General features: G+C 73.6%; 14 protein-coding genes and 1 riboswitch. Of the genes, 4 read left to right on the top strand and 10 right to left on the bottom strand.

Features of this window, described 5'->3' with window-relative positions:
* Positions 1–244: 244 nt before the first annotated feature.
* Both Q8R60_10205 and Q8R60_10200 read left to right on the top strand, forming a co-directional pair.
* A complete protein-coding gene (locus Q8R60_10205; protein ID MDP3712838.1) occupies positions 245–574 on the top strand; it encodes a hypothetical protein in 330 nt (109 codons plus the stop codon).
* A gap of 113 nt (positions 575–687) precedes the next feature.
* Positions 688–1,749: an NlpC/P60 family protein gene (locus Q8R60_10200; GenBank protein MDP3712837.1), complete on the top strand. Its 1,062-nt coding sequence runs from the start codon at positions 688–690 to the stop codon at positions 1,747–1,749.
* A gap of 222 nt (positions 1,750–1,971) precedes the next feature.
* Here the strand turns inward: Q8R60_10200 and Q8R60_10195 are convergent, their stop codons facing one another.
* From Q8R60_10195 to Q8R60_10185, 3 genes are all read right to left on the bottom strand, one after another.
* On the bottom strand, positions 1,972–2,166 hold the full coding sequence (locus Q8R60_10195) for a hypothetical protein (protein MDP3712836.1): 195 nt from the start codon (positions 2,164–2,166) through the stop codon (positions 1,972–1,974).
* A gap of 370 nt (positions 2,167–2,536) precedes the next feature.
* Entirely contained in the window at positions 2,537–2,800 is a 264-nt protein-coding gene (locus Q8R60_10190; protein MDP3712835.1) for a hypothetical protein, read from the bottom strand.
* Positions 2,801–2,932: 132 nt separating this feature from the next.
* A complete protein-coding gene (locus Q8R60_10185) occupies positions 2,933–3,502 on the bottom strand; it encodes a CAP domain-containing protein (protein ID MDP3712834.1) in 570 nt (189 codons plus the stop codon).
* Positions 3,503–3,791: 289 nt separating this feature from the next.
* Here Q8R60_10185 and Q8R60_10180 point away from each other — a divergent pair, with 289 nt between their 5' ends.
* Positions 3,792–4,286, top strand: coding sequence for a hypothetical protein (locus Q8R60_10180; GenBank protein ID MDP3712833.1), 495 nt, complete (start codon positions 3,792–3,794; stop codon positions 4,284–4,286).
* A 10-nt stretch (positions 4,287–4,296) separates the two neighbouring features.
* Here the strand turns inward: Q8R60_10180 and Q8R60_10175 are convergent, their stop codons facing one another.
* Complete coding sequence (locus Q8R60_10175) at positions 4,297–5,466, bottom strand: chorismate-binding protein (protein MDP3712832.1); 1,170 nt, start codon at positions 5,464–5,466, stop codon at positions 4,297–4,299.
* A gap of 172 nt (positions 5,467–5,638) precedes the next feature.
* On the opposite strand from Q8R60_10175, the gene Q8R60_10170 reads away from it, so the two are divergent.
* Positions 5,639–5,899, top strand: coding sequence for a DUF5999 family protein (locus Q8R60_10170; GenBank protein MDP3712831.1), 261 nt, complete (start codon positions 5,639–5,641; stop codon positions 5,897–5,899).
* Between the two features lie 138 nt (positions 5,900–6,037).
* Here the strand turns inward: Q8R60_10170 and gcvP are convergent, their stop codons facing one another.
* The 6 genes from gcvP to gcvH form a co-directional block, all read right to left on the bottom strand.
* Positions 6,038–8,824 carry an aminomethyl-transferring glycine dehydrogenase gene (gene gcvP / locus Q8R60_10165; GenBank protein ID MDP3712830.1) on the bottom strand — a complete coding sequence of 929 codons (2,787 nt, stop codon included), beginning with the start codon at positions 8,822–8,824 and terminating at the stop codon, positions 6,038–6,040.
* Between the two features lie 270 nt (positions 8,825–9,094).
* A riboswitch (glycine riboswitch) is annotated at positions 9,095–9,194 on the bottom strand.
* 98 nt (positions 9,195–9,292) lie between these two features.
* Positions 9,293–9,841, bottom strand: a complete 549-nt coding sequence (locus Q8R60_10160) for a MerR family transcriptional regulator (protein ID MDP3712829.1) — start codon at positions 9,839–9,841, stop codon at positions 9,293–9,295.
* 266 nt (positions 9,842–10,107) lie between these two features.
* Positions 10,108–10,578, bottom strand: a complete 471-nt coding sequence (locus tag Q8R60_10155) for a bifunctional nuclease family protein (protein MDP3712828.1) — start codon at positions 10,576–10,578, stop codon at positions 10,108–10,110.
* Between the two features lie 131 nt (positions 10,579–10,709).
* Positions 10,710–11,423: a MerR family transcriptional regulator gene (locus tag Q8R60_10150; GenBank protein MDP3712827.1), complete on the bottom strand. Its 714-nt coding sequence runs from the start codon at positions 11,421–11,423 to the stop codon at positions 10,710–10,712.
* A 59-nt stretch (positions 11,424–11,482) separates the two neighbouring features.
* Positions 11,483–12,028: an FHA domain-containing protein gene (locus Q8R60_10145; GenBank protein MDP3712826.1), complete on the bottom strand. Its 546-nt coding sequence runs from the start codon at positions 12,026–12,028 to the stop codon at positions 11,483–11,485.
* Positions 12,029–12,210: 182 nt separating this feature from the next.
* Complete coding sequence (gcvH, locus tag Q8R60_10140; GenBank protein ID MDP3712825.1) at positions 12,211–12,609, bottom strand: glycine cleavage system protein GcvH; 399 nt, start codon at positions 12,607–12,609, stop codon at positions 12,211–12,213.
* Between the last annotated feature and the right edge of the window lie 53 nt (positions 12,610–12,662).

Below are 12,662 nucleotides of genomic sequence, written 5' to 3'. Positions count from 1 at the left end.
CGGGTGCCTCCCAGCAGTGGGTTCGAGTGTTCCAACGACCAGACGCCTGCGAGGATTCCCGGGTTGCCCGTGCAGAGGCTGTGGAGACGACCTTCACAACTTCTGCACACCCCTCAACCGTCGTTCCCCGCTGACACCTGGAGCCCCCGTGCTGCTGACCGCCCCCGCCCGTACCGCTGGACTGGTCGGCCGCCTCCTGTCTCCTACCCGCCTGGGGCTGGCTCGCACCGGGGTGGGAGTGGCGATGCTCACCCGACCGTCGCTGGTCCCGACGGCGCTGGGCGTCGACTCGGCGAGCGCCCAGCGGATGGACTGGGCCGTCCAGATGCTGGGCGCGCGTGAGGTCTCCCTGGGCCTCGGAGCGGTTGCGGCAGGCGGGGCGGCGCGCCGCTCCGGTGACGGTCGGCCGGCGCGGCTCTGGCTCGCCGCCGGGTTGCTCGCCGACGCCGTCGACGCCGCGGCCGTCGCGCGGGCCGTGGGCGCCGGGCGGCTGTCGAAGGGCACCGGGGGAGCGCTGGTCCTGATCGCGGCCGCCGCCGCCGGCGTCCAGGCCCGCGAGCTCGCCCACCGCTGAACCCGGGGTCGGCTCCCCACACCGGGACGATGTGGACGTCGCGGGCTCAGGTATTGCCGGAAACCCGCCGACACACCAGCATCAGCCGTCACACCCGTCCCACTGGAGCTGCTGTGCCCTCCGTCCGGTCCCTGCGCGCCCGCGCGCTCACCGCGCTGGCGCTGTGCGCCGGACTCGCCGCCGGGACGACCGCGGGGCTGAGCGCGGGACCGGCGACCACGGACCCGGTCCCGGCCATCGTGCAGATCGCCAAGCAGCAGGTCGGTGACCGCTACGAGCTCGGGGCCGAGGGGCCCGACCTGTGGGACTGCTCAGGTCTCACGTCGTTCCTGTGGGGCGAGGTCGGGGGAGTCACGGGCATGCCCCGGGTCTCGCGCGACCAGCAGCGCTGGGCGGTGCCGATCCCTGCCGAGCAGCTCCACCCCGGCGACCTCGTCTTCTACGGCCAGCCCGTCAGCCACGTCGGCCTCGCCATCGGCGGCGGCCGGATGGTCGACGCCTCCTCGAGCCGCAAGGGCGTCGTCGAGCGGGCGATCTGGACCACCGGCATCGTGCGCTACGGCCGCGTCCCGCGCGACGGCATGGTCCCCGTGAAGCCCTGGACGCCGACGCCCCTGAGCGCCGGCACGACATCGCCGACCGCCCCGTCGCCGACTGCCGCGCCAACACCGGCCGCGACTCGTCCCACCAGCGGGACCAGCACGTCGACCGTCAACCGCCCCGCCGCCGTGCCGGCTCCCGTCGTACCCCTCAAGGGCCTGCCTGGCGTGCAGAAGGTGCAGTCGAGCGCCGTCATGACCAAGGCCGCGGCCAACGCCCGCTCGGTGCTCGGGTCGACCGCGTGGACCGATGTCGAGCTGGTCCGGGTCGCGTGGCGGCACGCCGGGGGTGGCGTCCTGCCCGCCGACCGCCGCGCTCTGGTCGCGGCCTCGCGCCCGGTGGCTCTGCCCGACGCCCGCGTCGGTGACCTCGTCGTCTACGGCGCACCCGCGGAGCACGTCGGGATCTACCTCGGACACGGCTACATGGTCGACAGCTCCAAGGTCCTCGGCCGCGTGGTCGTGCGGCGCGTCTTCGCCAGCCCCACCGTGCGCCTGGTGCGCCCACCGGTGGTCACGACGGCCCCAGCCAAGCCCGCCGCCAAGCCCGCCGCGAGTTCGAGCCCTCGTCGCTGACCGTCTGCAGCGGCAACCACCTGCCGCGCCGCTTGCAGCAGTGCACGCGGTCCGCGTGCACTGCTGCACCGGAAGGGCGACCCCGTCCGCATGGACAGTGCACGCTAGGTGCGTGCAGTGCTGCAAGGCGCCGTCGTGAGGTGGCGAGAGAGTGGCACCGGGACAGCGCCCCGCTCGGCCGACTCCCCTGGCTCACATACTGCGCCGATAATCGACATTATGTCAGATCGCACGGGTCGGGAGCGCCACTGGCCCCTTCCGGGCCTGCCCGGAACCCGTGGCCGCTCGGTACGGGAGCAGCATGAGCACGGCCAGCAGCGCCAGGCACAGGGCGCTCTCGCCCAGCACCGTCCAGACCGACGACCGATGCTCACCGAGCGGCACGCGGGCGAGATCCGGCAGCGACGAGGCGAACACCGCGACCAGGCACCCTGCCGCGAACAGGGCTCGACGGGTGCGGGGTGCAGCAGGCCCGCGACGGCCGGGATCACCCACCACAGGTGATGGATCCAGCTGATCGGGGCGCGAGCACCAGCGCGCCGAACGGCGGGTAGGTGAAGCCGAGCTGCCGCGAGTCGCAGGGGTGGGCGTAGTCGTAGAGCACTCCCCCGTCGAGCCAGGAGCGCAGCGCCCCGCGGTAGATCGCGAGGTCGTAGCCGCCGTGCCCGTCGGCAAGAGACGAGCGCGTGCGCCGCGATCGTGCGCGGGCGGGCGGGCACGACGCCCACCCAGGGGCGGCCCGTGTGCGCAGCCCCGCCTGCGGAGCGACGCCTGGCCGCCCGGGCGGCTAGGGGACGAGCGCCTCGGTGAGCCGCTCCTGGGACGCCGACGCCGACGCGAGCTCGTTCTGCGCGGCCACGGTGCGGGCCGCGGCCGCGAAGGCAGCGGCCTTCTGCAGCGCGATCTCCGCGACCTCGTCGGCGGACGCGCCCCGCTCCGTGGGACCGGGTCGGACGACCGGCGCGGCGCCTGCGCCCTCACCAGCGCGGCGCGCCGCCGCAGGGCGGGCACCCGTGACCGGGGTCGACAGCGCGATGTCCGTGATGCGCACGTGGCCTCCATCCATGACGGCCGCGAGCAGATCGCGACCATCACGATGATCGGCCGCCGGAGCGGTTCGGCGCACTACCCGACCGGGTGGTTCTCGGGTGGCCGTGGTGACTACCCCCCGCGGCCCGGACCGCTAGGCGCGTAGGAAGTTCTGAACGCCGTACCAGCGCCCGGACATCGTCTTGTAGGCGCCCATGCCCATGCTCTTGTAGTCGGGGCGCAGGATGTTCGCGCGGTGACCGGAGCTGTTCATCCACATCTGGAACATCTGGTCGGCGCTGACGTTGCCGAACGCGATGTTCTCCCCCGCGCCGCTGGCGCCGCAGGTCGCCGCAACGCGCGACATGTTGTTGTGGACGAGCTTGCCGAGCTGGGCGAGCCGCAGCGCGTAGTTGCCGGCGATGGTGGTCGCGCAGCCCGACTTCACGAGCGGGCGCAGGCCGCGGGAGGTGCGGGCGGCGTTGGTGAGCTGGAACAGGCGGTTCTCGTAGACGTCCGCGGCCGACAGCGACGTGACCGCCTGGGCGCGCACGACCGTCGTCGTGGGGGCAGTGGCCACGGAGGTGGTCGTCGCGGTGACGGGAGCGAGGGCGTGGACCTTGAAGACCGGGCCGTCGGCGGCGAGCGCCGGGGCGGAGCCCAGGAGCGGCACGGCCACGAGGGCGGTCAGGGTGAGAACGCTGGCGCGCTGAGCGAGTCGCACGAGATGAGGACCTCTCGGACATCGGGGGCAGGTCAGGTCAACCGGTCCCCGAGGCGGACGTCCCGCCACAGGGTGCCTCGGCAGATCGGGGGCAGGGACTTGAGCGGCCAGGTGGGTGATCCACCTGACTACGGACGGGTCGTGGGCCGTGGCCGAGGGGCAAGAGGGAGGCCGTCCGGTGGAGCTGGGTACTGAGGAAAGTGTAGGCCAATCGGGTGAAACCAGGACATCGAAACGCCGTACATCAGGTGATCTGGGCCATGCCTCGTGGACCAGGCAGACTCGACGGGTGGACACCCGACCGCTGGCCGTCTTCGACGTGGACGGTGTGCTCGCCGACGTTCGACACCGCCTGCACCACCTCGACCACCGGCCCAAGCGCTGGGACGCGTTCTTCCAGGCCGCCGTGGACGACCCGCCGCTGTCCGAGGGCCTGGCCCTGGCTGCCGAGGCCGCGCGCGACTGCGAGGTCGTCTACGTCACCGGCCGCCCGGAGCGGTGCCGGGCCGACACCCTGGCGTGGTTCGCCTGTCACGGCCTGCCCGAGGGCGCCCTGCACATGCGCTCCGACTCCGACCACAGCCCGGCGGCGGTCGGCAAGCCCCGCTGGCTCGCCCGGGCCGCGCGCGACCGCGTGGTGGCCTTTGTCGTCGACGACGACCTCGCCGTCTGCGACGCCTACGAGGCCGCGGGGCACCGGGTGCTGCGCGCCACCTGGATGACGCGCAGCGCGCAGGCCGACGCACAGCTGTCGGCCGCGCAGGAGTCCGAGGGCCGCACCTGAGCGCGCGGGGTCAGGGCGCGGACAGCGCCGCGACGACGGGGGCGGCCTTGGCGTGGGCCTCCGCGACCTCGGCGAGCGGGTCGCTCCCCCACGTGATGCCGCCGCCTGCCCAGACGTGGGCGCGCCCGTCGGCAACCGCCACCGTGCGGATCGTCAGCCCGAGGTCGCAGCCCCCCGGGTAGAGCAGACCGAGGGCGCCCATCGAGGGTCCGCGCCCCACCGGCTCGAGGCCGGCCAGCAGCGCGCAGGCAGCCCGCTTGGGCGCGCCGGTGACCGAGCCGCCAGGTGCGAGAGCCGTCAGGACGTCGAGGGCGGTCGCACCGGCCGCGAGCTCGGCGGCGACGGTCGACCCGGCGTGCCACAGGTGCGCCCACCTGCTCACGTCGTAGAGCCGCTCGACGGTGACCGAGCCGGTGACCGCGACCCGCCCGAGGTCGTTGCGCTCGAGATCGACGATCATGACGTGCTCGGCGCGGTCCTTGGTGCTGACGAGCAGCTCCTCGCGGGCGCCCGGGCGCTCGACGCGGGTGCCCTTGACGGGGACCGTGGTGACGCGCCGACCGGTGACCTGGACCAACTGCTCCGGCGAGGCCGACCCCACGGCCCAGCCCGCGCCGGACAGCATCCCGGCGTAGGCCCCGGCTCCTGCCATCGTCGCGACGCGACGGGCGACCGCGCGCGGGTCGCCGCTGCTGGGTGCGCTGCGGTGACCGACGACGTTGGCCTGGTAGACGTCCCCGCGCCCGATCGCCTCCCGCACCTTCTCGACGGCCGCCGCGTGCTCGGCGTCGGTCCACGACAGCGCCCACTCCCCCACGGCCGGCGCAGGGGTGTCAGGGTGCGCGGGCCGGTCTGCCCGACGCAGGGCGACGGCCACGACGTCGGGGACGGCGACCGGGCTGGCGGCTCCCTTGGGCATCCCGGCCAGGGCCGCGCACCCGTCGGCGCCGAGGAGCAGCGCGACGGCGGTCTGTCCGGAAGACGACTGCGCTGCCGGCTCGCCCGCGAGACCGTGCGCGGACAGGAAGTCGTCGAGCAGATCGCGGAGGTGCCCCGTGGTGGTCCCCGTGGACGTTCCGGTCGCGCTCCACTCGAGCCGGTCCACCTCGACGAGCGGGCCGCGCCAGGCAGCGGGCCGGCCGGGCGGCTCGTCGGTGCCGCTGGCCCTGCCGGTCGGCACAGTCTCCCCCGATCGTGCAGTTCAGGCCCCGGACGGGCTCGCCGAGGTAGACAATGTCATCTGCGTCACTTCCGCCACCCGCGGGTCGTTGACGCAAGACGAGCAGCGCATCGGAGCGCACCCGCTACCCGCGGGGGCCGACCCGAGGCCTTCGACGCAGGAGCACACCAGCATGGCACCCACGAGCAGCCCACTGCCCCAGGAGCTCGACACCGCGTGCGCGCACGAGCCACGGTGTCCCTCAGCGCACGCCGCCGACCACGACGCCGCCCGCGTCATCTCGAGCCACCCGGAGCAGGGCTGGTCCCTGCTGTGCAACGGCGTCGTGCTCTTCGAGGACACCGGCGAGCTGATGCCCGACCGCAGCACGGTCGCGCCGCACCGCCCGGCCTGCCGGGTCTGGTCGCCCTGCGGCTCCCCGACCGCTGCCTGAGCCTCCCGCCGGGAGCACCACCACGTCGTACGACGTGAGCTCCCGACCCCTGCACCTGCTGCACGCGACCACGGCCCCTCCCCCGTCCGGGGTGGGGCCACTGTCGTGAGCGGGATGCCTATCCCACCAGCAGGTGCGTCAGTCGGCGTAGACCTCCGGCGAAGGACAGCTGCACACCAGGTTGCGGTCACCGAAGGCGCCGTCGATGCGACGGACCGGCGGCCAGTACTTCGTGGCGGCCACCACAGCCCCCGGGAAGGCACCGAGCTCGCGCGAGTAGGAGCGACCCCACTCCCCCGTGACGTCGGCCGCGGTGTGCGGCGCGTGGCGCAGCGGGTTGTCGTCGGCCGGCCAGGTGCCCGCCGCGACCTCGTCGATCTCGGCCCTGATCGCGATCATCGCGTCGCAGAACCGGTCGAGCTCGGCGAGGTCCTCGGACTCGGTCGGCTCGATCATGAGCGTGCCCGCGACCGGGAAGCTCATCGTCGGGGCGTGGAAGCCATAGTCGACGAGCCGCTTCGCGACGTCGTCGACCGTGACGCCCGTCTCCTTGGTGATCGTGCGCAGGTCGACGATGCACTCGTGGGCCACGAGCCCCCCGCGACCGGTGTAGAGCACCGGGAAGTGCGGCTGCAGCCGGGCGGCGACGTAGTTGGCCGACAGGACCGCGACCTGGGTGGCGCGGGTGAGCCCGTCGGAGCCCATCATGCGGACGTAGGCCCAGCTGATCGGCAGGATCCCGGCGCTGCCGTAGGGCGCTCCGCTGATCGGGCCCGGCCCGGTCGCCGGACCGGCGGCCGGGTCGAGCGGGTGGTTGGGGAGGTACGCCGCGAGGTGCTCCCGCACCGCGACCGGCCCCACGCCCGGACCGCCACCGCCGTGCGGGATGCAGAAGGTCTTGTGGAGGTTGAGGTGGCTGACGTCGGCCCCGAAGCGGCCGGGCTTCGCGAGGCCGACCAACGCGTTGAGGTTGGCGCCGTCGACGTAGACCTGACCGCCCGCGTCGTGCACCGCGGCGCAGACCTCTGTGATGGTGTCCTCGAAGACCCCGTGGGTGCTCGGGTAGGTGACCATCAGCGCGGCGAGCCGGTCGCGGTGCGCGTCGATCTTGGCGTGCAGGTCGACGACGTCGACGTCGCCCGTGGGCGTGGTCCCGACCACGACGACCCGCATGCCGGCCATGACCGCGCTCGCGGCGTTGGTGCCGTGGGCGCTCGCCGGGATGAGGCAGACGTCGCGCGCGGTGTCGCCGTTGGCGCGGTGGTAGCCACGGATCGCGAGCAGACCGGCCAGCTCGCCCTGGCTCCCGGCGTTGGGCTGGAGGCTGCAGGCGTCGTAGCCGGTGACCTCGCACAGCCAGCGCTCGAGGTCGGTGACGAGCTGGCGGTAGCCCTCGGCGTGCCGGGCGGGTGTGAAGGGGTGCAACCCGCCGAACTCCGGCCAGGTCACCGGCTCCATCTCGGTCGTGGCGTTGAGCTTCATCGTGCAGGACCCCAGCGGGATCATGGTGCGGTCGAGCGCCAGGTCCTTGTCGGACAGCCGCCGCAGGTAGCGCAGCAGCGCGGTCTCGCTGTGGTGGGTCCGGAAGACCTCGTGCGTGAGGTACGACGAGGAGCGTCGCTGCGCGTCGGGCAGCGCGTCGGGGGTCGTCGCGTCCAGGGCGTCCCAGTCGGGGGCGTCGGCGCCGAAAGCCGCGAGCACGACCTCGAGGTGGGCGCGCGTGGTGGTCTCGTCGGTGCTGACCCCGACGGTGTCGTCGTCGACGAGGCGCAGGTCGACGCCGGCCACCCGGGCCGCCTCGACGACGGGGGCCGCCCGACCGGGCACCCGCAGCGTGAGGGTGTCGAAGAAGTGCGGGTGGACGGTCTCGGCGACGCCGTCGAGCGCGCGGCTGAGCAGCGCGGCCATCCGGTGGGCGCGGCTGGCGATCGTCCGCAGGCCCTCCGGTCCGTGCCACACGGCGTACATGCCGGCGATCACGGCCAGCAGCACCTGCGCGGTGCAGATGTTGGAGGTCGCCTTCTCGCGGCGGATGTGCTGCTCGCGGGTCTGCAGGGCCAGCCGGTAGGCGGGCGCGCCGTTGGCGTCGACGCTGACACCGACGAGGCGGCCCGGCATGGAGCGCTCCAGACCGGTGCGCACCGCCATGTAGCCGGCGTGCGGACCGCCGTAGCCGAGCGGCACGCCGAAGCGCTGGGTGGTGCCGATCGCGACGTCCGCACCGAGCTCGCCCGGGCTGGTGAGCAGCGTGAGGGCGAGCAGGTCGGCGGCGACGGCGACGATCGCCCCGCGGGCGTGAGCGGCCTCGACCAGTGGCCGCAGGTCGCGCACCGCGCCGCTGCTACCGGGGTGCTGCAGCAGGACGCCGAACACCTCGATGTCGGCAGGGAGACCTGTCGACATGTCCACCACCTGCACGCTCAGCCCCAGCGGCTCCGCCCGGGTCTCGATCACCGCGACCGTCTGCGGGTGGGTGTCGGCGTCGACGAGGAAGACCGCGCTGTCCGGGGCCTTGCTGGTGCGGCGGGCCAGCGTCATCGCCTCGGCGGCGGCGGTCGACTCGTCGAGCAGCGACGCGCCCGCCAGGGGCAGTCCGGTGAGGTCGGCGACGACGGTCTGGAAGTTGAGCAGCGCCTCGAGCCGGCCCTGGCTGATCTCGGGCTGGTAGGGCGTGTAGGCGGTGTACCAGGCCGGGTTCTCCAAGACGTTGCGCAGCACCACCGGCGGCGTGTGGGTGCCGGCGTAGCCCATGCCGATCATCGGCACCTGGACGGTGTTGCGCCCGGCGAGCGCCCGCAGCTCGGCGAGCGCCTCCTGCTCGCTCGCCGGCGCCGGCAGGTCGAGCGACTCGGTGAGGCGGATCGCGTCGGGGACGGCCGTGCGGGCGAGGTCCTCGAGGCTGCCCTGGCCGATGACGGCGAGCATCTTGGCGATCTCGTCGGCGTCCGGGCCGATGTGGCGGGTCGCGAAGGGCGCCGCCTGCTCGAGGTCGCGCAGGGCGGGACGGGGGGTGCTCGACACGGGACTCGACACGGGGGGCCTCCAGGCACCGGCGCGACGCCGAGCGCTGGTCAGCGCTCGGCGGGCCCTCCCCCTCTGTCACGGGACCTGAGAGCTTCACCCAGCCTGCGGGCTTGCACCGTCGGTGGACCACCCGGCCCGTGGCGGGCCGGGATGGTCGCTTTCCAGAGTCGCCTGTCCCACGCGGTCCACGGGGCCTGAGAGGTTGTCGGGGAGGACTTGCTCCTTCGGCGCCCCGCACTGGCGTGCACGGGGACTCTCCCGCGTGGGGTCGTCGGCAAGGCCGAGCCTACCAGCGCGCCGACCCACCAGCCCGTCGTACGACGGGGTCGGTCGGCGTGTCCGCGAGGGGTGCGGCGTGCGGTCGCGAGCTCAGCCGGCGGTGCGGCGGCGGCGGCGCGAGGCGAGCTCGTCGGCGTGCTCGCCCTGGTCCGCGGGAGCGGACTCGGCCTCGCGGGCGCGCTCGCCCGGGAGCTGGGCGAGGGAGCCCTCGACGTCGCGGACGTGGCGACCGACGGCGATCGCGAAGACGGCCTGACCGCCCTGCAGCAGGTCGACGACCTCATCGGTGCTGGTGCACTCGTAGACGGTCGTGCCGTCGCTCATCAGCGTGATCTGCGCCAGCTCCTCGACACCGCGGTCGCGCAGCGTCGAGATCGCGGTGCGGATGTTCTGCAGCGAGACGCCCGCGTCGAGCAGCTTCTTGACGACCTTGAGGACCAGGATGTCGCGGAAGCTGTAGAGCCGCTGGGTGCCCGACCCGGAGGCCTCGCGCACGCTGGGCTCCACCAGGCCGGTGCGGGCCCAGTAGTCGAGCTGGCGGTAGGTGATGCCCGCGGCGCTGCACGCGGTGGGGCCGCGGTAGCCCACGCCCTCGGGGTCGCCACCGGGCTGGTCCTCGAGCGGCAGGTCGTCGAACAGGCTCGCCTGGAGGTTGAGGCTCGCACGCGGGCTGGCCGGTGCAGCCGGCGCGCCCACGTCAGCACCCGGCTGCTCGTCGTTGCCGTGCCCGCTGGTCTCGTCGACCACCGCGTGCCTCCTGTGCCGCCGTGCTCCGGTGCCGCTCGGGGGGTCAGCCCGCGCCGCGTGTGCAGTGCACGCTAAGGACGTGCGCCGTGCTGCGCAACGACCGCGGGGGCGTGTCGTCGCACGTGTCTCAACTCTCGACCTCTACTCAAGGGTGAGGGCTAGGAGCCCTGCTCGAAGTCTTCAGGCGTGATGGTGTCGAGGAACTCGCGGAACTTCTCCACCTCGTCCTCCTGCTCATCGGGGATCGCGATGCCCGCCTCGGCGAGCACGGCCTCCTCACCACGGATGACCGCTCCGGTGCGCATCGCGAGCGCGATCGCGTCGGAGGGGCGAGCGCTGACCGTGGTCCCGCCGTCGAAGGCGAGCTCGGCGTAGAACACGCCCTCGCGCAGCTCGGTGATGGTCACCGTGCGCAGCGGGCTGTCCAGTGCGGCGAGCAGGTCGCGCAGCAGGTCGTGGGTCATCGGTCGGGCCGTGACGACGCCCTGCTGCGCGAAAGCGATCGCGGTGGCCTCGACCGCCCCGATCCAGATCGGCAGGTAGCGGTCGCCGTCGACCTCCTTGAGCAGCACGATCGGCTGCTGGCTGGGGAGCTCGACGCGGACCCCGACGACGCTCAGCTCGCACAGTGAGCCGGGCGGCCCCTGCTCAGCGGGCTCGTCCACGGGGCCTCCCTCGATCCTGCGGGGCGCGTCCCCGGCAGTCTGTCGACCCTACCCCCGCGGGTCGGCCCCTGCCGCCCCCGGACCGGTGACCGGTCCTAGCGCCGAAGGCCCGGCCCGAGCCCGGCCTTCACCAGCGTCGAGTGCAGCTTGACCGACAGCGCGGCGAGCTCGCGCACGACCTCGTCGGCCCGGGCCCGCGCCTCGGGGTTGCGCTGGCGCACCAGAGGCGTGACGACCTGCTCGACCAGACCGATCTCCCGGTCGGCCGCGGCCTTGAAGGGGCGCAGGTGCCGGGCCTCGATGCCGAAGCGGGCCATCTCCGCGACCGTCTTGGCGACGACGAGCGCGTCGCCGTCGTAGTGGCTCCCGCCGGCCCGCGTGGTGACGAGGCCGTACTGCTCGAGCGCGAGCAGCTGCTCCTCGTCGAGCCCGGCCGCCGAGAGGAGCTCGGCGCGGGACAGCCGGATCTCGCTCACGTCGGGCAGGAAGCTCTCCGGCGACGGCAGCCCCTCCGCGGCGACCAACGCACGCGGCACGCGGGGCCCTCCCGTGGTGCCGAGCGACGGCGGTTCGAGTCCCCTGTCGAGGGCGTCGAGGTGCTCCTTGATGACCCGCAGCGGCAGGTAGTGGTCGCGCTGGGCGGACAGGACGAAGCGCAGGCGCGCGAGGTCCTCCCGCGAGAACTTGCGGTAGCCGCTTGACGTGCGCTCGGGCTCGACGAGACCTTCAGCCTCGAGAAAGCGGATCTTCGAGATCGTGATGTCCGCGAAGTCCGGGCGCAACTGGCCCAGCACCTCGCCGATGCTCATGAAGGCCCGGCTCACCACCGCATCCGCCCGGGAAGGAAGGTCGGCGCGGGACGGCGTCGTCACTGGCCCCCTCCGACGAGGAAGACCAGGCGGTACTTGCCGATCTGCACCTCGTCACCGCCCGTGAGCGCTGCCGCCTCGATGCGCTCCCTGTTGAGGTAGGTGCCGTTGAGGCTGCCCACGTCCCGGACCAGGAAGCCGTGCTCCTCGCGCACGAACTCGGCATGCCGCCGGCTCACGGTGACGTCGTCGAGGAAGATGTCGCTCTCCGGGTGCCGTCCGGCCGTCGTGGTGGCGGCGTCGAGCAGGAAGCGGGAGCCGGCGTTGGGCCCACGCTTCACGACGAGCAGCGCGCTGCCCGCGGGCAGGGCCTCAACGGTGCTCCCGGCAGGCTCGTCCTGGCCCGCCCCTTCGGTGGCCTCGACGGACTCGGCACCGCCCTCGAGCGCGCCCTCGAGCGCGGCGAGCGAGATCGTCGAGGTGGTGTCCACCCCCGGGATCTCCCCCGCACCGGGTCCCCCGGACGGCGCGCTGACCGCGGTGCCGCAGCGCGCGCAGAAGCGGCTGTCGTCGGGGTTCTGCTGACCGCACTGCGTGCAGAACACGTCGGTGCCCGCCTCCGCTCGTCCGCGTGCGAGGGGTGGGTCACCGCCTCGCGGTCCCCCGGGCCGGGTGGGCCGGGTCGTCACGACCGTAGTGCGTGCTCGGCGGCAGGGTCAACCGCCGGTGGAGGTCGAGGTGGCGGCACGACCCTCGACCCGAGGTCGAGTCATACTGTGAGGGACCGTCAGCCCAGCAGGGCCTGGTAGGCGGCGGCGTCGAGCAGCGAGGTGTGGGCGAGCGCCGCGCTCACCCCGCCCGTCGGCGCCAGCTCCACCATCCAGCCCTCGCCGTAGGGGTCGGAGTTCACCAGCTCGGGGGCGGCGTCCAGTGCCTTGTTGCGCGCCGTGACGGTGCCGGGCAGCGGGGCGTAGACGTCCGAGACGCTCTTGGTCGACTCGACCTCACCCATCGCCTGACCCAGCTCGACGTCGGTGCCGACGGAGGGCAGCGTCACGAAGACGATGTCGCCGAGCGCCTCCTGGGCGTAGTGCGTGATGCCGAGGCGCAGGACGGCGTCGGGACCGTCGCCGACCACCTTCACCCACTCGTGCTCGGCGGTGTACTTCAGGTCGTCGGGGTACACCGGCGCCTCTCGGTCGGGGCGGGCGCAGCCGCGCTCGCCAAGGGTGGTGGGGT

The sequence above is a fragment of the Mycobacteriales bacterium genome, from assembly GCA_030697205.1.
Lineage (GTDB): Bacteria > Actinomycetota > Actinomycetes > Mycobacteriales > SCTD01 > JAUYQP01.
The sequence above is the reverse complement of the archived record's forward strand: the minus strand, read 5'-3'. Positions and strand labels throughout refer to the sequence as shown.